Annotated in this window: 20 protein-coding genes and 1 tRNA gene; 8 read left to right on the forward strand and 13 right to left on the reverse strand. The window is 62.7% G+C overall.

What is annotated here, in order from left to right; genetic code table 11:
- From ACTZWY_RS07760 to ACTZWY_RS07785, 6 genes are all read right to left on the reverse strand, one after another.
- Nucleotides 1-614, reverse strand: a 614-nt coding sequence (locus tag ACTZWY_RS07760; RefSeq protein WP_444790122.1) for a hypothetical protein, incomplete at its 3' end; no start/stop codon positions are given.
- A gap of 102 nt (nt 615-716) precedes the next feature.
- A complete protein-coding gene (locus tag ACTZWY_RS07765; protein ID WP_444790123.1) occupies nt 717-1,913 on the reverse strand; it encodes a tyrosine-type recombinase/integrase in 1,197 nt (398 codons plus the stop codon).
- A 163-nt stretch (nt 1,914-2,076) separates the two neighbouring features.
- A tRNA-Thr gene (locus tag ACTZWY_RS07770) sits at nt 2,077-2,152 on the reverse strand.
- A 129-nt stretch (nt 2,153-2,281) separates the two neighbouring features.
- Entirely contained in the window at nt 2,282-3,763 is a 1,482-nt protein-coding gene (locus ACTZWY_RS07775) for a heme biosynthesis protein HemY (RefSeq protein WP_444790124.1), read from the reverse strand.
- A gap of 10 nt (nt 3,764-3,773) precedes the next feature.
- The gene (locus ACTZWY_RS07780; protein ID WP_444790125.1) at nt 3,774-5,156 is read right to left on the reverse strand and encodes a hypothetical protein; all 1,383 of its coding nucleotides are present in this window, start codon (nt 5,154-5,156) and stop codon (nt 3,774-3,776) included.
- 57 nt (nt 5,157-5,213) lie between these two features.
- Nucleotides 5,214-5,960, reverse strand: coding sequence for a uroporphyrinogen-III synthase (locus tag ACTZWY_RS07785; protein WP_444790126.1), 747 nt, complete (start codon nt 5,958-5,960; stop codon nt 5,214-5,216).
- A gap of 92 nt (nt 5,961-6,052) precedes the next feature.
- Between ACTZWY_RS07785 and tsaD the strand changes: the two genes are divergently transcribed.
- Genes tsaD through ACTZWY_RS07805 form a run of 4 tightly spaced genes read left to right on the forward strand, consistent with a single transcriptional unit; the run spans nt 6,053 to nt 8,844 of the window.
- The gene (gene tsaD, locus ACTZWY_RS07790) at nt 6,053-7,156 is read left to right on the forward strand and encodes a tRNA (adenosine(37)-N6)-threonylcarbamoyltransferase complex transferase subunit TsaD (protein ID WP_444790127.1); all 1,104 of its coding nucleotides are present in this window, start codon (nt 6,053-6,055) and stop codon (nt 7,154-7,156) included.
- The gene (locus tag ACTZWY_RS07795; protein ID WP_444790128.1) at nt 7,153-8,118 is read left to right on the forward strand and encodes an NAD(P)H-dependent glycerol-3-phosphate dehydrogenase; all 966 of its coding nucleotides are present in this window, start codon (nt 7,153-7,155) and stop codon (nt 8,116-8,118) included. The genes tsaD and ACTZWY_RS07795 overlap by 4 nt, the downstream gene beginning before the upstream one ends.
- Nucleotides 8,119-8,143: 25 nt before the next feature.
- Nucleotides 8,144-8,419, forward strand: coding sequence for a YciI family protein (locus ACTZWY_RS07800; RefSeq protein ID WP_444790129.1), 276 nt, complete (start codon nt 8,144-8,146; stop codon nt 8,417-8,419).
- Nucleotides 8,419-8,844 carry an EVE domain-containing protein gene (locus ACTZWY_RS07805; RefSeq protein ID WP_444790130.1) on the forward strand — a complete coding sequence of 142 codons (426 nt, stop codon included), beginning with the start codon at nt 8,419-8,421 and terminating at the stop codon, nt 8,842-8,844. The genes ACTZWY_RS07800 and ACTZWY_RS07805 overlap by 1 nt, the downstream gene beginning before the upstream one ends.
- Nucleotides 8,845-8,868: 24 nt before the next feature.
- Here ACTZWY_RS07805 and ACTZWY_RS07810 read toward each other — a convergent pair whose 3' ends face one another.
- Together ACTZWY_RS07810 and msrB are read right to left on the reverse strand one after the other, a co-directional pair.
- The gene (locus tag ACTZWY_RS07810; RefSeq protein WP_444790131.1) at nt 8,869-10,296 is read right to left on the reverse strand and encodes a protein adenylyltransferase SelO; all 1,428 of its coding nucleotides are present in this window, start codon (nt 10,294-10,296) and stop codon (nt 8,869-8,871) included.
- A gap of 391 nt (nt 10,297-10,687) precedes the next feature.
- Nucleotides 10,688-11,131: a peptide-methionine (R)-S-oxide reductase MsrB gene (msrB, locus tag ACTZWY_RS07815; RefSeq protein ID WP_444790132.1), complete on the reverse strand. Its 444-nt coding sequence runs from the start codon at nt 11,129-11,131 to the stop codon at nt 10,688-10,690.
- 175 nt (nt 11,132-11,306) lie between these two features.
- Between msrB and ACTZWY_RS07820 the strand changes: the two genes are divergently transcribed.
- Nucleotides 11,307-11,681 carry an NADH:ubiquinone oxidoreductase subunit NDUFA12 gene (locus tag ACTZWY_RS07820; protein WP_444790133.1) on the forward strand — a complete coding sequence of 125 codons (375 nt, stop codon included), beginning with the start codon at nt 11,307-11,309 and terminating at the stop codon, nt 11,679-11,681.
- A 124-nt stretch (nt 11,682-11,805) separates the two neighbouring features.
- Nucleotides 11,806-12,210, forward strand: coding sequence for a DUF2155 domain-containing protein (locus ACTZWY_RS07825; protein ID WP_444790134.1), 405 nt, complete (start codon nt 11,806-11,808; stop codon nt 12,208-12,210).
- On the opposite strand, the gene aat is transcribed toward ACTZWY_RS07825, so the two are convergent.
- The 4 genes from aat to ribB are packed head-to-tail and all read right to left on the reverse strand — an operon-like array spanning nt 12,174 to nt 14,982.
- A complete protein-coding gene (gene aat / locus ACTZWY_RS07830) occupies nt 12,174-12,812 on the reverse strand; it encodes a leucyl/phenylalanyl-tRNA--protein transferase (protein ID WP_444790135.1) in 639 nt (212 codons plus the stop codon). The two genes, ACTZWY_RS07825 and aat, sit on opposite strands and share 37 nt — an antisense overlap.
- Nucleotides 12,813-12,819: 7 nt before the next feature.
- Nucleotides 12,820-13,302, reverse strand: a complete 483-nt coding sequence (nusB, locus tag ACTZWY_RS07835; RefSeq protein ID WP_444790222.1) for a transcription antitermination factor NusB — start codon at nt 13,300-13,302, stop codon at nt 12,820-12,822.
- Between the two features lie 2 nt (nt 13,303-13,304).
- On the reverse strand, nt 13,305-13,853 hold the full coding sequence (locus ACTZWY_RS07840; protein WP_444790136.1) for a 6,7-dimethyl-8-ribityllumazine synthase: 549 nt from the start codon (nt 13,851-13,853) through the stop codon (nt 13,305-13,307).
- A gap of 1 nt (nt 13,854) precedes the next feature.
- Nucleotides 13,855-14,982, reverse strand: a complete 1,128-nt coding sequence (gene ribB / locus ACTZWY_RS07845) for a 3,4-dihydroxy-2-butanone-4-phosphate synthase (RefSeq protein WP_444790137.1) — start codon at nt 14,980-14,982, stop codon at nt 13,855-13,857.
- Between the two features lie 164 nt (nt 14,983-15,146).
- On the opposite strand from ribB, the gene ACTZWY_RS07850 reads away from it, so the two are divergent.
- Nucleotides 15,147-15,746, forward strand: coding sequence for a holin-associated N-acetylmuramidase (locus tag ACTZWY_RS07850; protein WP_444790138.1), 600 nt, complete (start codon nt 15,147-15,149; stop codon nt 15,744-15,746).
- Nucleotides 15,747-15,908: 162 nt separating this feature from the next.
- Here ACTZWY_RS07850 and ACTZWY_RS07855 read toward each other — a convergent pair whose 3' ends face one another.
- The gene (locus ACTZWY_RS07855) at nt 15,909-16,040 is read right to left on the reverse strand and encodes a hypothetical protein (protein WP_444790139.1); all 132 of its coding nucleotides are present in this window, start codon (nt 16,038-16,040) and stop codon (nt 15,909-15,911) included.
- Between ACTZWY_RS07855 and ACTZWY_RS07860 the strand changes: the two genes are divergently transcribed.
- On the forward strand, nt 16,039-16,533 hold the full coding sequence (locus ACTZWY_RS07860; protein WP_444790140.1) for a holin family protein: 495 nt from the start codon (nt 16,039-16,041) through the stop codon (nt 16,531-16,533). The two genes, ACTZWY_RS07855 and ACTZWY_RS07860, sit on opposite strands and share 2 nt — an antisense overlap.
- Nucleotides 16,534-16,538: the final 5 nt, after the last annotated feature.

The following is a 16,538-nucleotide window of genomic DNA, read 5'->3' on the forward strand; positions in this document are numbered from 1 at the left end:
AAAGGTTTGTGGTCTGCGGCATTTGATCGACCCAGCTTTGATTTCTTCCCAATGTCAAGAGCATGGTATTTGTCAGCCGCCGCCAAAAGTTGTTCCGGCACGTCAAGCTCAACCTGATCGAACCAACGTACCACGTCCGGGACACTTTTTCTGATTGGCGCGGCGACACTGCCCCAATCAAAGTTGTCTTCGATCAGAGCTTTTCTTTTAAGGTAGTAAGCGAGAACGTCACTCTGAACCGGCATCCCGTCGGTCCCCTCCAGCAAGTCGCCACAGGGTTCAAATCCAATGGAAAGAGCGACTGCTTCGTCCAGGGACCATTTTTGCATTCTTGCCGAGTGCTGCACATCTGCTTCGCGGCCTTCCACACCGAAACCGCCCGCAAACCAGACCGGGGCCTGTCTGAACACCGCTCTCAGCTCAGCGAGCGTGAGGCGTTCTGACACAGTATGTTCTTCGTTGCTGACCTCTCCCCTTAGGTCGAAGCGCTCGAAAAACTCTTCGTCCGTCATGTCCTGCAAGGTTTCCTTACAGACTTGGATTGAAAGGGCCAAATCAAAAGCGAAGCCACCAAAGACGTCCGGATGGTACGGACCCCTGATGTTGTGGATCACAGGTTTTCTCCATTTTAGGAGTTTACCATAGCGACGTTGCAAGACCTTATTCGTAATGTAAGCCCGCGACGGTTCGTTTGACACATGACCACCCTTCTAACCTTAGATGGGCGATCCTGCCTCCAACTCATCCAAATATCCAGCCCACCAGTCGGCGATTCTAACACGTTCTTCCCAGAACTCGCCACGGGCATAGATCCTGCGGATCTTGTTTCCATCAACATGGGCCAAGGCCCGTTCAATAGCATCAGGGTTCCACGGGCCGCTTTCATTGGCCAAGGTTGAGAATGTTGCGCGGAAACCATGCGCTGTCATCTCCTCGCCATCATAGCCCAAACGCCGGAGTGCGCCGTTCAGAGTGTTCTCACTCATCGGACGAAACACCGACCTCAACGAGGGGAACAGGAAGACGCCATTGCCGGTGATACGCTTCAGATCCTTCAGCAAAGCCACAGCCTGCGCGGACAGTGGGACTGAATGCGGCACTCGCATCTTCATCCTGTCAGCAGGGATCAACCATATCGCCTTTTCAAGATCAAACTCTGCCCAGGTCGCCTGTCGTAACTCACCCGGTCGCTGGGCGAGAATAGCAAGTAACCGCAATGCGATCCGTGTCGTCACCTGCCCTTGAAAACCGTCGATCGCGCGGAGCAACCCTCCCAGTTTGTTGGGGTCGGTTATGGCAGAACGGGATTTAACCTTGGGGCGAATGAGAGCATCCCGCAGCGCAAAGGTGGGATCGTTTTCAACGACACCTGAAGCGATAGCATAGCGGAAGACCGCGCCGATCTTGGCACGCAGTCGCTTGGCGGTTTCGTGGTTACCCTTGGCCTCGACCTTCCTGAGGCAGGCGAGAACCATGGGCGATGTCACTTCTGCGATAGGCTTGTGGCCAAAAGCATCAATTGCCATTCCCAACAGCCATTCGGTCTTGGTCTTGGTGGCATCCGCGCGCCCTTCCTTTTCGGCTTTGGCCTTGTAGGCATCCGCAAGCTTCTCGAAGGTCGTCTCCTGCAAAAGCAGTTTCTGACGCTTGTCTTCTTTCTTGACCTCAGCGGGATCTTCACCGGCGGCAAGACGTGCTCTGGCATCGTCGCGCAGTTTTCTTGCCTGTGCGAGAGAGACCGCCGGGTAGGCGCCAAAGGACAACCGCTTCTCGCGGCCATCGATCCGGTACTTCATATGCCACAGGCGCGAGCCAGACGGAGCAACCGTCACATAGAGCCCTTGGAAGTCAGAGACCTTGTAGGGTTTGTCTTTGGATTTCAGGCTTCGAATCTGAGTATCGGTCAATGGCATTTGGGGGCATCGCTTTGCTGCATCACTCGCGAAGCCCCCGCAGATGCCCCCAAACCGGGGGCATCCTATCGGACCGTGCCGAACATCATCGGACAAAAGACATCGCAAAACCATTATAAAACAAGGGATTTTGGATGTCACCGTATCATTTTGGACATCAAAGTGGTGCCGCTGAAGGGACTCGAACCCCCGACCCCATCATTACGAATGACGTGCTCTACCAGCTGAGCTACAGCGGCACCGTGGCGCCGTCTTTAGCACCCGTTCCAAGGACAGACCAGACCCAATTTCACTGCGCCGGGCCAAAAAATCAGTGCGGCGGGGCATTCCAAAGGGTGGGCCCTGCCGCATCTGGCGCTTTTGCCATGTCAGGCGGGTTTGGGGTCGGCGGGGGATGGCGCGGTTGCGTTGTCTGCATCGACCACTTCGCCCGTCACCACATCGGCGTCATGGGCTTGGGTGCGACCGGTGGGAAGCTGGCCGACAATCAACGGCAGCAATTCGGTTTGCGTGGCCGACGGGCCGGCGCTGTCGGGCGCATCGCGCCATTCCAACGTATCAAATGCACCGCAATTGTCGCAGATGGCCTGCCAGCTTGCGTGCACATGCTGGCATTTGGTGCACACCCATTGCGGCCCGCGACTGGCGGTCAATGCGCGCGCCAGCCAGCCGCGCACCACCGCGTCATCTGCCCCTTCGCCGCGTTCCACTGCGGCCATGATCGTCAGGGCACGCAATGTCGGCGCGGTTGTCACCAGATCGCCCAGCGCGCGGCGCGCGGCGGGGAAATCTTCGGCGGCAATCAGCAATTCTGCCTTCAGCATACGGGTTTCGGCATGATCAGGGTGCATGGCCAGCAATTTGCGAAAGCGCTGCACGCGCTGCAACGGCGTTTCATCGGGTTCGATGGCCGCGAAGGCAGCGGCAAGTTCGGGGTGCGGCTGCACTTTCCACGCTTTCTTGATGACCTTGGCGGCGTAGCTGCCCTTGCCCTGCGCGACCAATGCGCGGGCGGCGGCAACGGCGGCGGGCAACAAATCCGGCGACAGGCGGTTTGCCTCGATCGCAGCATCGCGCGCGCGCGCCATGTTATCGGCTGCCGCCAGCGCATCGGCATCTTGCAGTGCCAGCAGCGCATCCCTGCGGCGATAGACATCGCGCGGCAGGTGGCCACTGGATTTCTTGATCTGCAGTGTTTTGCGCGCACCCTGCCAATCCTCGGCCTCGGTCTGGAGTTTGAGCAGCGTGTTTTGCGTGGCTTCATGGGCGGGCTGCATGTCCAGCGCCTTTTGGGCCAGTTTGCGGGCCTTTTCGGTGTCCCCATCTTCCAGCTTGGCCCGAATCAAGCCCTGCACCCCGACAAAGCGACTGCGGGTATCTTCCAGCAGGCGTTTGTAATGCTCCTCGGCCAGGGGGCGGTTGCCCTTCAGTTCGGCGGCCTGGGCAATCAGCAGGCTGGTAATGACGGGCCGGTTCAGCAGGCTATGCGCTTTTTCTGCCTTGGCGACGGCGGTTTTCCCATCCCCTGAAGCCTGCGCCAGCAATGCGCCCAGCAGCGCATCCAGCCCACGTTTTTCGCGGTTATGGGCGAAATAGCGGCGCACGGCAGTTTCATCGCCATTCAGAAAATGCAGCACCGCCACCAACAGGCCCACCAGCTTCAGCCCCAGCCACACGGCCAGCACCAACAGCACAAGCGCTATAACCGCCTGCACCGGGCCAAGTTCGAATTCCATGTCGACAATGCGCAGGCCAACAGTCTGCCCGCTATCCATCAACTGCCCTGCCCCGAAAGCAAGGCCGATGACCACGGCCACGAAGGCAAGGATCTTAAAAAGCGTCCAAAACATCTTTGCGTCCTTATTCCTTCGTAATCATCTGGGCCAATGCATCAGTTTGTCCAATAGCGGCCTGCCGTGCGGTGGCGGCGCTGTGCCAGTCGGACAAGGCTGCGCGCCCGGCATCTGGCAAATCATCAAGCAACGTCAGCGCAAGGTCCAGATCACCGGCTTCCACTGCAGCGCTGGCGCGCGACATGATGGCGTCGGGGTCATCACCCTGCCGGGGCACTGTAGAGCGCGCGCCGGTTTGCGCACGCAAGAAATTGACGACCCGTTCGCCAGCGGTTTCGGCAGGCGCGGCACCAAGGCTGGCGCGGATTGCCGCGCGCGCCGCATCCGGGAAGCGCTGTTGCAGCTGTTCAAGTGTGGGAATGCCCGTGGCCGCGTTCGCAGCCAGCATATCGGGCACGGCAAACCCACCCTGCGCAATCCGGTCTGTCGCATCGCTGAAGGGTTGGCCGGTTTCCAGCGCGGCGCGAATCGAATCCAGCCCCGATTGCGCCAGCGCTGCGTCAATCGCGGCTTCGGCGCTGGCAATGCGGTTTTCGGCAAGCTCGCGCACCTGCGCCAGATCAGCGGCAATCTGGTCCTGCGCCTGTTGCAATGCTTCCGCCTGCGTCTGGGTCTGGGTGGTCAGGCTGTCAAGCTGCGCGCGCAAGGCGTCCAGATCCCCCGTCTCGGGGGCGGTGCCGGTCATCTGTTCCAGCGCGGCGCGCAATTGCTCCACCTGCCCTTCCAGCGGTGCAAGATCGGGCGCTGCCCCCACGGAACTGCGCAATTGCGCCATTTCAGATTGCAGCACCGCCAGTTCCGCCTGAACCGACGCGCTGTCATTGGTCAGGAAATGCGCGCCATACCCTATGCCACCGGCCAGCACCCCGCCCAGCAGCAAGGGCAGGAACGCGGGTTTTGACGCTGCGGCTTGTGCATGTTGTGTATTGCCCGCCACAGGCCCTGCGGCGGGGGCATCGGGTGCTGGCGCTGCGCCAGTGCCTGTATCAGCGGGCGCGGCGTCACCTTCTGCCGCCGGATCGGCGCCTGATACAGGCGCGTCTGCGGGGCCTTGCGCTGTCTGGGTCTGGTCACTCTCGGGGTGGGCAGGTTCAGACTGCGCGGAGTCGTGTTGGGCGGGGTCGGGTTGGGCGGGTGCAGCACGTTCAGCGGGCGTTGCGTCCGCACTTTGGGTGTCAGGCGCAGGCGTTGCGGGCACAGGCGCGTCAGGCGCAGGCATTTCAGCGGCTGTGGTCACGCCTGCATCCGGGGCCGCATCGGGCGCAGTGGTCGGGGTGGGCGTGATCTTGTCAGGGGTGGCTTCGGTGGCTTGGGGTGCGGTGTCATCACTGGCGGATTTGGGTTTCCGTGTGCGGGAAGACGTCCCCTTGCTGGTCGTGTTACGCGCCAAAATCCAACCCCCACCTTTCACGCAGCTTACGCTGCCACTGCATTTACACCTGCCACCTTATCGCGGCTTTTCATGATCCTCAAGTTCGGCTTGCACCTGCAGCACGGCATTGCGCATTGCGCCACCATCGGGGTGGTCAACTATTCGCAATGTGCTGCATTTCCCGCCATCCAGCGCGCCGGCACAGGCGGATGAAATGGCGATGACATGCAATTGCGCCCCCGGATTGCGCAGTTTCCCCAGTTCGGCGGCAAACAACCGCGCCGAGCGGGGCGAAAACAGCGGCACCACCACAGGGCCGGGGCGCGACAACAGGTCGCGCGCAACATCGGGCAAGGCGCAGTTGCGCTGGTCATATACGACCACCTCGCGGGCGGGCAGGCCCGCGCCCGTCAGTTCCTGCGCCAGCGCCATGGCCGCGTGTTCCCCGCGCAAATGCACAACCGGCGGCACCGGGCGCGCGGCCAGCAAGGCTGCGCGCAGCGACACCGCATCACCGCCGGGGGGCTGCACAATGGCGCGAAACCCCGCGTCGCGCGCGGCCTGCGCGGTGCGCGGCCCAACGCACCACACCGGCAAAGTGACATCCCCGCCCGCGGCCACCCATGCGCCGACCCCATGATGGGACGTGAACACCAGCGTTCCCGCCCCCGCCCCCGCCAGCGCCGCAGGGTCAGGCGGGCGCAGGACAATCCGCATCAGCGGGGCCACCATGACCGCCCCTGTCCAGCCCGCAACAGTGACCGCCTGCGCGAAATCCTGCGCGGCCTGCTGCGGCCGGGTGAGTAAAAGCGTGGCAGTCATCGGGCCATATGTCCTTGATACCGGCTGCGGGATTGTGCGCACCCGCCCCAAGTGGTAGCGGGAAACCATGCCCCATGGCAACCGGAGCGACAATGACCCCTGACATGCCCCTGACGGTTCTGGGACTTGAAAGCAGTTGCGACGACACCGCCGCAGCCATCATCCGCCATGCGCCACCTGCACGCGCGGAAATTCTGTCCAATGTCGTGATGGGCCAGACCGAATTGCACGCGGCCTTTGGCGGGGTGGTGCCCGAACTGGCCGCGCGCGCGCATGCCGAAAAGCTGGATCTGGCCGTGGAAGCGGCCCTTGAACAGGCGGGGCTGACATTGGGGGGCGTGGATGCCATTGCCGTCACCGCCGGGCCGGGGCTGATTGGCGGGGTTCTGTCGGGCGTCATGCTGGCCAAGGGGCTGGCGGCGGCAACGGGCCTGCCCTTGATTGGCGTGAACCACCTTGCAGGCCACGCGCTGACCCCGCGCCTGACCGACGGGGTGGGTTTTCCCTATCTTATGCTGCTGGTGTCGGGCGGACATTGCCAGTTCCTGATCGCACATGGCCCTGACCGCTTCACCCGTCTTGGCGGCACCATTGATGATGCGCCGGGCGAGGCATTCGACAAAACCGCCAAACTGCTGGCGCTGCCCCAACCGGGCGGGCCGTCCGTGCAGGCACAGGCCGCCACGGGCACCCCCACGCGATTCGCCCTGCCCCGCCCGCTGCTGGACCGCGACGATTGCAACATGTCATTTTCGGGCCTGAAAACCGCTGTGCTGCGCACCCGTGACAGCCTGATTGCCGAACATGGCGGCTTGCGCGCGCGCGACCGCGCCGACCTGTGCGCAGGGTTTCAACAGGCCGTGGCCGATGTGCTGGTCGTCAAATCCCGCCGCGCCTTGGCGCACTATCTGGCGCTTGGGCCGGAAATGCCGGTTTTCGCCGTGGCAGGCGGGGTTGCGGCCAATACTGTGCTGCGCGCAGGGCTGGAAGGGCTGGCGCAGGATATGGGCGTGCAGTTCATCGCGCCGCCATTGGCGCTGTGCACCGATAACGCGGCCATGATCGCCTGGGCCGGGCTGGAGCGGCTGCGCATGGGCGCACGCGACGACATGACGCTGGCCGCGCGGCCACGCTGGCCACTGGATGAAAGCGCCGCCCCCATGCTGGGATCAGGCAAGAAAGGGGCAAAGGCATGAGCGTTGCAATTCTGGGCGCAGGCGCATTCGGCACAGCACTTGCCTGTGCACTGGGCCAGAACAATGGCGGTCAGGCCACGCTCTGGACCCGCGACGCAGACCACGCGCGCGAGATGGCACGCGCGCGCGAAAACACCCGCCGCCTGCCCGGCATCCCCTTGACGGATGGCGTGCATGTCACCCATGATCTGGCCAGTATCGACGCACAAACCCTGTTGCTGGCCATGCCCATGCAGGCCCTGCGCGGGTTTTTGCACGAAAACACGGCCTTTGTGACCGACCGCATTCTGGTCGCCTGTTCCAAAGGGGTGGATCTGGACCTGCTGCTTGGCCCTGTGGGGGTGATTACCCAAACCCTGCCCCATGCGCGCGCGGCCCTGCTGACAGGCCCGAGTTTTGCCCATGACATTGCGCGCGGCCTGCCCACGGCCCTGACGCTGGCCTGCGCGGATGCGGGATTGGGCAAGGCATTACAACAAGACTTGTCCACAAACGCCTTGCGGCTGTACCGCAATACCGATGTGACGGGCGCGGAACTGGGCGGGGCGCTGAAAAACGTGATCGCCATTGCCGCAGGCATGGTGATCGGGGCGGAAATGGGCGAATCCGCGCGCGCGGCCCTGATGGCGCGGGGCTATGCGGAAATGCAGCGGCTGGCGCTGTCACTGGGCGCGCAGCCCGACACATTGGCCGGGCTGTCGGGGCTGGGCGACCTGATCCTGACCTGCGGATCGGACAAATCGCGCAATTTCCGCTACGGGTTTGCGCTGGGGTCCGGCGTGGAATTCGACACCACAACCACAGTGGAAGGGGCCGCGACCGCGCGCGCGGTCGCACGGCTGGCGCAATCGCGCGGGCTGGACATGCCCATCACCCACATGGTGGCCGCCATGATTGAGGGCTATCTAACCGTGACCGAGGCCCGCGATGCGCTGCTGGCCCGCCCCCTGATTGAAGAATAACCCCTAACCGAAGGAGGAGGGAAATATGCCGCTATACATGATGGTCTGCACCGACAAGGCAGGTGCACTGGATATTCGCAAGGCCAACCGGCAGGCGCATCTGGAGTATATCGCACAAACCGGCTGCGTGCAGATGGCCGGCCCGCTGCTGGATGATGCGGGCGAGATGGCAGGGTCGCTGATTGTGCTGGACCTGCCCGACATGGCCGCCGCCACCGCATGGGGCGCGCAAGACCCTTATGCGCAAGCCGGGCTGTTTGACAACGTGCGCGTGCAGGAATGGAAAAAGGTCATCGGCTGATGCGCTACTGGTTGATGAAATCGGAACCCGACGCCTTTGGCTGGGACGATCTGGTGGCCAAAGGGGCAGCGGGCGAGGAATGGGACGGCGTGCGCAACTATCAGGCGCGCAACACTATGCGCGCGATGGAAAAGGGCGATCTGGCGTTTTTCTATCACTCGCAATCTGACAAGGCGGTGGTGGGAATATGCGAGGTGATTGCCACCGCCCACCCCGACAGCACCACCGACGACCCCCGCTGGGACTGCGTGGATGTGCGCGCAGTCAAGCCCTTCAAGCGCCCTGTCACGCTGGCCATGGTCAAACAAGACGCCCGCCTGCAAGACATGGCGCTGGTGAAATCATCGCGCCTGTCGGTCCAGCCGGTGACCGCGCAGGAATGGGAAATCATCTGTGCGTTGGGCGGGACCGAAGCGCAGGATTGAGTATTTTTGGCAAGATGAAACCCTCTATGTGCCGCAATATGTGACCAGTTCGGGGGTGTCGCGCGGGGCGGGTTGCGCGTAGTCCTCTGCCCCGTCAATGGGTGTGAAGGGGGCCTGAACCCGCGCCAGAAGCGCCATAAACGGGGCCATGTCACCCCCATTGGCCGCGTTCAGCGCCGCATCCACCAGATGGTTGCGCGGGATATAGATTGGGTTGGTGGCTGTCACGCGGGCGGGGGTGTCGGCATCAGCCAGCGTCCGGTAGGTGGCAAGCCACGGGTCGAGCGCGGCTGCATCGTCAAACAGGGCGCGCAAGCGCGTGAGATCACCGCGCAGCGCGTCCGGCAGGGCGCGGAAGAAGCTGGTGAAATCCACCCCCTGCCCGGACCAGAGCTGATGCATATCCTCGATCAGCGCGGCGTCAGGGGCGGCCAGCCCCAGTTTGCGCGCGAACACGTCCAGCCATGCGGCGCGGTAGTGGTCCTGGGCCTGCGCGATCACATCGGAGGCGCGCGCGATGGCGCGGTCTTGCGTCGTGTCGATCAGGGGCAAAAGCGCTTCGGCCAGCCGCGCAAGGTTCCAGAAGATGATTGCGGGCTGGTTGCCATAGGCGTAGCGCCCCTGATGGTCGATGGAACTGAAGACTGTGGCGGGGTCATAGCGGTCCATGAACGCACAGGGGCCGTAGTCGATGGTTTCGCCGGAAATGGTGGTGTTGTCGGTATTCATCACCCCATGCACAAACCCCAGCCCCATCCAGTGCGCCACAGTCTGCGCCTGACGCGCGGCCACGCGCTGCAGGAACCGGACGTAGCAATCCGGCGTGCCGGTCAGGTCGGGGTCATGGCGGGCGATGGCGTAATCTGCCAGCTGGCGCAATTTATCCGCTTCGCCACGGGCGGCGAAAAACTGGAACGTTCCCACGCGCAGATGGCTTGCGCCGATGCGCGCGAGCACAGCGCCCGGTTCCAGCCCGTTCTGGCGCAGCACGCGGTCGCCTGTGGTGCAGGCGGCCAGGGCGCGGGTGGTGGGCACGCCCAGCGCGGCCATCGCTTCCGATATCAGGTATTCGCGCAGCACCGGACCCAGCACTGCGCGCCCGTCCCCACCCCGCGCAAAGGGGGTGCGCCCCGACCCTTTCAGGTGGATGTCCCAGCGCGCGCCGTCATTGTCCACCACCTCGCCCAGCAGGATCGCGCGCCCGTCGCCCAGTTGCGGGGAAAACCCGCCGAACTGGTGGCCCGCATAGGCCATGGCCAGCGGGCGCGCAGTGGCGGGCAGCGCATGGCCGGTCAGCAGCCCTGCATCCAGCGCGGCCACGTCCAGCCCCAGACGGTGCGCCAAAGCGTCATTGCGCAGCACGATCTGCGGGTCTGGCCAGTCCTGCCCCTGCCACGGGACATAAAGGCCCTGCAAGTCGCGGGCATAGCTGTGATCAAGGGTCAGGGGCATGGTGGTATCCGTGTTTTTTGGCGCGTCGGGCTATGATCTAAGCCCTTCGGCGCGGGCGATCCAGCCCCCCCTTCGGATGGCGTGTGTCCGCGCGAGGGGGCGTTGGCGGTTTTTGGCCTTTTGCGGACACTGGGAATGCCCCAAGGCGCGGAGCAAAGGCCGCAGGCCGCCGCGCCATCGGCGGGCCGTCCCGCGGCCTGCCGATTTCGCCAGTTCCACGCCAAGCCTTTGAACTCAGGAGTATGCCGCCTGCATAAACTGCATTCCTAAAACGTCGGATCGGCAGACCCCGGCCCGCCGATAGCGCGGGCTTTGTCCAAGGGCGAGCGTCCCCTTCAGGCCCAGAACCACCTGCAAGCACGCGCGTCATCGCCGACGCAATCCAGCCCGATCAGCCGTCAACCTGATCCAGAAACTCACCATAGCCTTCGCCCTCCATTTCGTCTTTGGGGATGAAGCGCAGCGATGCGGAATTGATGCAATAGCGCAAGCCGCCGCGATCGGGGGGGCCGTCAGGGAAGACATGGCCCAGATGGCTGTCACCATGGCGCGAGCGCACTTCGATGCGCATCATCCCGTGGCTGGTGTCGCGCAATTCCGTAACATGGGCCGGGACAAGGGGCTTGGTGAAACTGGGCCATCCGCAGCCGGACTCGTATTTGTCGGCAGACGCGAAAAGCGGCTCTCCCGACACTATGTCCACATAAATACCCGCGCGCTTGTTGTCGTTATAGACACCGGACCACGGGCGTTCCGTGCCGTTTTGCTGCGTTACATGGTATTGTTCGGGCGACAGCGCCGCGATGATTTCGGGGCGGCGTTCATAGCGGGGCATCGGCACCTCCTGTTAAGGGTCTGCGCAGCATATAGGCGCGCGCGGCGCAGTTTCCATGTCAAAGGGTGGCAGCATGCGCAACCGCGCGCCTGCAAGCGGACGCTTGGCACTGGATTTCCCCGTATCACTGGTGCATAAGGGCGCAACGCCATGCGGCAACAGATTAGGGTGTCCAATGAAATTCCTGCTTCGCTTCGTGACCTGGTGGAACTATTCAACGCTGAACACAGCCTTTTTCACCTGGCGCCAGGGCGTGAAGGTCGGCGAGGATGTTCAGGGCAATATTTTTTACAGGTCCCATGACGGCAAGAAACGTTGGGTGATCTATAATGGCGAATCCGAAGCCAGCCGCATTTCCCCTGACTGGCATGGATGGCTGCATCACACATGGGACGAATTGCCCAGCGAACGGCCCTTGGCGCATAAGGACTGGGAAATCCCGCATCAGGAAAACCTGACCGGCACAATGCTGGCCTATGCGCCCAAAGGGTCCATCCGGCGGCAATTGCCCAAAACCCGCACTGATTACGAGGCATGGACCCCCGAATAGGGGCCACGCCGCCGACCAGCCCGCGCCCCCGATCAAGCAAAGATGACCGCGCCGCGCTGGTCATTGGGGGCCGGGTCGTGCATAAGCTGCGGCCAACAGGTCGTTTTGGACAGGGCGGGTCAGGATGCGTTGCGCAATCGCCAGTTTTACAGTGACAGTTTTCTTCAGTGCAGCGCTGGCCGTGCAAGGCGCAGGCGCGCAGGGCATTTCCGTTCCCGGCGCAAGTGAACATATTTTACAATCTGACAGCGCTGTGATTCGGGGACTGGACCGCGTGGCGGGAACCAGTGTCGATTTCGAGGTCGGCCAAGGGCGCGATGCGCGTATCGGCCACCTTGTCGCCATGCTGAAGGAATGCCGCTACCCGGCGGACAACCCCGCCGCCGAAGCCTATGCCTGGATCGAAGTGTATGACACCCGCGCCGAAGAAACGCTGTTTGCAGGCTGGATGATTGCGTCCAGCCCTGCGCTGAACGCACTGGATCACGCGCGCTACGATCTTTGGGTTCTCAACTGCAAGACATCCTGAGCGGATGGCAGCAGATGGCGCCCAATATTGGCGTCTTCCATCAAGGCCCGCGCCAGCTTGCGCCGATACTGGTTGCGCGAAATTTCCTGCCCCCCAAGGCTGGCCAGATGGTCTGTCAGATATTGCGTGTCAAACAGCGTGAACCCGCAGGCGCGCAAATGCGTGACCAGATAGGCCAGCGCAATTTTTGACGCATCCTTGCGGCGCGAAAACATGCTTTCGCCGCAAAACGCCCCGCCAAGCGCCACACCATACACCCCGCCCACAAGGTCCGCCCCGTCCCAGACTTCCAGTGAATGGGCGTGGCCCTTGCGGTGCAAGTCATGGAACAGGCGCGTTATTTCGGCGTTGATCCATGTCGTTTCACGCGCCGCGCACCCGCTCATGACACCCGAAAAATCGTGGTTCAGTGTCACCTGAAACGGGGTTGTGCGAATGCGCCGCGCCAGCGAGCGTGACATGTTAAACCCGTCCAGCGGCAAGATGCCGCGCAAAACGGGGTCAAACCAATACAGCCGGTCATCATCGCGGCTTTCGGCCATGGGAAACACGCCCTGCCGATACGCCTGAAGCAATATGTCTGCACTCAGTCGCGGCTGCATGGCCGCGTCAGAATTCTGCGGCGCGGGCCTCGTGGGCCATATGATCCAGAACCGCATTCACGAATTTCTGTTCGCGGCTTTCGGGAAAGAACGCGCCCGCAAGGGCCACGAATTCGCTGATCACCACCCGCGCCGGCGTTTGCGCCGTCAGCAATTCCGCCCCTGCCGCACGAAACAGCGCGCGCAAGGTGGGATCAATGCGCGCGATGGGCCATTTCGCAACAAGGGCGCGGTCGGTCATCTGGTCAATCGCGCCCTGCCGGTCCACCGCCCCATCGACAAGACGACGAAAGAAATTGATGTCGGCCTCGGCCCAGGTTTCGTCTTCGGTTTCCGCCCCGATGCGGTGCGCCTCGAATTCGCGCAGGGTTTCTTCAACCCCGCGATCAGACGCTTCCATCTGAAACAGGGCCTGCACGGCATAAAACCGCGCCGCACCCCGCAGGGCGCGCTTTTCTTCGACTGTCGGGGATTTCTTGTTCATTGTCATCATCACGCCACAGGGTTTCCGTTACCGCCCGCAATGTCAAATTCCGTGCGTTCGGGCAGGAACCCCACGGACCGTTTTGCCCCGCCCCAGCGCCGCGCCAGCGCGATCAGGTGCAGCGCAGCCGCCGCCGCACCGCCGCCTTTGTTCTGGCCGCCCGCATCGGCGCGCACCAGCGCTTGCGCGCGGTTTTCCACTGTCAGGATACCATTGCCAATGCAGGCCCCTTGCAACCCCAGCAGCGCGATTGCGCGCGAACTGTCATTGCACACCGTGTCATAATGCGTGGTTTCCCCGCGTATGACACAGCCCAGCGCCACGAACCCGTCGAAATTGGACATGCGCAACGCCTGCCCTATGGCAGTGGGCACTTCCAGCGCGCCGGGCACTTCCACAGTGTCATGGGTGCCGCCTGCGGCCTCAATCTCGGTGCGGGCACCGGCCAGAAGCTGGTCGGTGATGTCCTTGTAATAGGGGGACACGACAATCAGCAATTTGGGCGCGCGGTCAAATTCGGGGCGCGGCAGGGTATAATGTGTTTCATGTCCAGCCATATCAGGCCCCTTTCGCAGGCGGAATTTTGCGCGTGCCCGTGATGGACAGGCCGTAGCCATCCAGCCCCACCACCCGCGGCGTTGCCGAATTGGTCAGCAAGATCAGGTCCTGCAACCCCAGCGATGACAGAATCTGCGCGCCCAGCCCGTATTGGCGCAAGGTTTGCGGTGAACTGTCGGAACTGGACATTTTCATATGCGTGTCGCGCAGCAACACCACCACCCCGCGCCCTTCAGCGGCAATCAGGCGCATGGCATCGGAAAATTCGCCCGCCCGCCCCGTGCCGCCCGTGCCCACCATATCCAGCAGCGGATCAAACGCATGCATGCGCACCAGAACCGGGTCTGGTGTTGTGATGTCGCCCTTGATCAGCACGACATGTTCGGCCCCTTGGGTGGTGTCGGAATACACCCGCATCACCCAGTCGCCGCCAAATTCCGATACGATGGTTTCTTCCTGCATGACACGCACAAGGTTGTCATGCCGCCTGCGATAGGCAATCAGGTCCGAAATTGTGCCGATTTTCAGGCCGTGTTTTTGCGCAAACCCCACAAGGTCCGGCAGGCGGGCCATGTCGCCATCTTCTTTCATCACTTCGCAAATCACGCCTGACGGGTTCAACCCCGCAAGACGCGAAATATCCACCGCCGCTTCGGTATGGCCCGCGCGCACCAACACGCCGCCATCGCGCGCGCGCAGCGGGAATACATGGCCGGGGGTGGCAATATCGGCCGCGCCCTTGGCAGGGTCAATCGCCACTGCGACCGTGCGCGCGCGGTCATAGGCGGAAATGCCCGTGGACACCCCTTCGCGCGCTTCAATCGACACAGTGAAGGCCGTTTCATGACGCGATGAATTGCTGGACGCCATCAGCGGCAGGCCCAACTGGTCAATCCGTTCACCCGGCAGCGTCAGGCAGATCAGGCCCTTGCCATGGGTCGCCATGAAATTGATCACCTCGGGCGTGGCCATCTGCGCGGGGATCACCAGATCCCCTTCATTTTCGCGGTCTTCGTGGTCCACAAGGATGAACATGCGGCCATTGCGAGCCTCATCAATGATCTCTTCGATGGTCGAGATGGCGTCGCGCCAGTTCTGCTCAACCTCGCCGGGGGTGTCATAGGTCATGGCGGGCTATCCTTCGCTTCGGTATTGGGCCAGATAGCCCAAAGATGGCGGCGGGAAAAGGGGCAAAGGGTCACGCGAACGCCACGCAACGCACGCTGTGCTAGCAAGATATTTGCGCCCTGCTGGCAAATTGTCCCTTCACAGGACTTGCAACAGGTGCGCCCATGAAAACTGTATCCCAACTTGCTGCGGAAATTGTCGCGCGCGAAGGCGGCTTCGTCAATGACCCCGATGATCCGGGCGGGGCCACGAATTTCGGGGTGACCATCCACACATTGCGCCGCCTGCGTCCGGGGGCGCGCGTCACAGTGGACGATGTGCGCGCCCTGACGCGCGATCAGGCGATCGAGATTTATGTGGAGCATTATTTCACCCGCCCGCGCATTTCCGAATTGCCCGAACCGCTGTGGCCCACGGTGTTTGACATGTATGTGAATGCGGGCGCCAATGCTGTGCGGCTTTTGCAACGCCTGCTGGTTCAAATGGGGCTGGATGTGGTCAGCGACGGCGTGATCGGTCCGCAAACCATTGCTGCGGCGCATCGTGCCTATGACATGGCCCCGTCGCATCTGGTCGATGCCTACGGCATTGCGCGGCGCGATTATTACTACCGGATCGCAGACCAGCGCCCCGCCAGCCGCAAATTCGCCCGCAGGCGCGATGGCGGCAAGGGCGGCTGGATCACCCGCGCGGAAGAATTCATCAGCGCAAGGTTTCACCTGACAGATGCGCAGCACCGTGACCGTGTGCGCGGCTGGGGGTAGCGGCGGGTATTGGCCTTAAGCAGACATTGGGAATACCCCAAGGCGCGGAGCAAAGGCCGCAGGCCGCCGCGCCATCGGCGGGCCGTCCCGCGGCCTGCCGATGACCCAAGGTTACCTCAAGCCTTTGAAGTCAGGAATATTCCGCTTGGATAAAGTGCATTCCTAAAACGCCGGATCGGCAGACCCCGGCCCACCGATAGCGCGGGCTTTGTCCAAGCGCGAATGGCCGCAAAAGGCCACTTTCCCACCACACCATTTCTTGAACCCCACACCCACCAGAAGGACCAATCCCATGATACGTTCCCTGTTCGGCCTGCTGTTTGGCGGGGCCCGCGAAGCCCGCGCGCTGGGGCAGACCGTCACATCCGTGGCCGAAGTGTTCCGCCCCAATGCCACCCGCGCCATGGAGCTGGGCCATGATGCCTATAAGGCCGCCCATGCCAGCCACAGTGCGGAATTCCAGTTCGGGCGCGGGGGCTGGTTTGATTCGGCGGTCAACGGGCTGAACCGCCTGCCCCGCCCGCTGCTGGCCTTGGGCACATTGGCGCTGTTTGTCTATGCCATGACCGACCCGGACGGGTTTGCGCGGCGCATGCAGGCCCTGTCAGGCGTTCCCGAACCCTTGTGGTGGTTGCTGGGCGCGGTTGTGGCATTCTATTTCGGCGCGCGCGAAGCCCATCACATCAGATGCACCAAAACACCCCCCCCCGCCCCGGCTGTGCCAACACAACAGCCAGCGCAAACCGACAATCCCGCCTTGGCCGAATGGAAACAGGGCAGCGCGTGACGCGC

The organism is Roseinatronobacter sp. NSM, from assembly GCF_052379845.1.
In the GTDB taxonomy this organism is placed as follows: domain Bacteria; phylum Pseudomonadota; class Alphaproteobacteria; order Rhodobacterales; family Rhodobacteraceae; genus Roseinatronobacter.

Excerpts from the sequence above, each read along its gene's own strand:
- ACTZWY_RS07765 (WP_444790123.1), bottom strand. The coding sequence starts at position 1,913 with ATGCCATTGACCGATACTCAGATTCGAAGCCTGAAATCCAAAGACAAA.
- ACTZWY_RS07775 (WP_444790124.1), bottom strand. The coding sequence starts at position 3,763 with ATGTTTTGGACGCTTTTTAAGATCCTTGCCTTCGTGGCCGTGGTCATC.
- ACTZWY_RS07785 (WP_444790126.1), bottom strand. The coding sequence starts at position 5,960 with ATGACTGCCACGCTTTTACTCACCCGGCCGCAGCAGGCCGCGCAGGAT.
- tsaD (WP_444790127.1), top strand. The coding sequence starts at position 6,053 with ATGACCCCTGACATGCCCCTGACGGTTCTGGGACTTGAAAGCAGTTGC.
- ACTZWY_RS07795 (WP_444790128.1), top strand. The coding sequence starts at position 7,153 with ATGAGCGTTGCAATTCTGGGCGCAGGCGCATTCGGCACAGCACTTGCC.
- ACTZWY_RS07800 (WP_444790129.1), top strand. The coding sequence starts at position 8,144 with ATGCCGCTATACATGATGGTCTGCACCGACAAGGCAGGTGCACTGGAT.
- ACTZWY_RS07805 (WP_444790130.1), top strand. The coding sequence starts at position 8,419 with ATGCGCTACTGGTTGATGAAATCGGAACCCGACGCCTTTGGCTGGGAC.
- ACTZWY_RS07810 (WP_444790131.1), bottom strand. The coding sequence starts at position 10,296 with ATGCCCCTGACCCTTGATCACAGCTATGCCCGCGACTTGCAGGGCCTT.
- msrB (WP_444790132.1), bottom strand. The coding sequence starts at position 11,131 with ATGCCCCGCTATGAACGCCGCCCCGAAATCATCGCGGCGCTGTCGCCC.
- ACTZWY_RS07820 (WP_444790133.1), top strand. The coding sequence starts at position 11,307 with ATGAAATTCCTGCTTCGCTTCGTGACCTGGTGGAACTATTCAACGCTG.
- ACTZWY_RS07825 (WP_444790134.1), top strand. The coding sequence starts at position 11,806 with ATGCGTTGCGCAATCGCCAGTTTTACAGTGACAGTTTTCTTCAGTGCA.
- aat (WP_444790135.1), bottom strand. The coding sequence starts at position 12,812 with ATGCAGCCGCGACTGAGTGCAGACATATTGCTTCAGGCGTATCGGCAG.
- nusB (WP_444790222.1), bottom strand. The coding sequence starts at position 13,302 with ATGACAATGAACAAGAAATCCCCGACAGTCGAAGAAAAGCGCGCCCTG.
- ACTZWY_RS07840 (WP_444790136.1), bottom strand. The coding sequence starts at position 13,853 with ATGGCTGGACATGAAACACATTATACCCTGCCGCGCCCCGAATTTGAC.
- ribB (WP_444790137.1), bottom strand. The coding sequence starts at position 14,982 with ATGACCTATGACACCCCCGGCGAGGTTGAGCAGAACTGGCGCGACGCC.
- ACTZWY_RS07850 (WP_444790138.1), top strand. The coding sequence starts at position 15,147 with ATGAAAACTGTATCCCAACTTGCTGCGGAAATTGTCGCGCGCGAAGGC.
- ACTZWY_RS07860 (WP_444790140.1), top strand. The coding sequence starts at position 16,039 with ATGATACGTTCCCTGTTCGGCCTGCTGTTTGGCGGGGCCCGCGAAGCC.
- ACTZWY_RS07855 (WP_444790139.1), bottom strand. The coding sequence starts at position 16,040 with ATGGGATTGGTCCTTCTGGTGGGTGTGGGGTTCAAGAAATGGTGTGGT.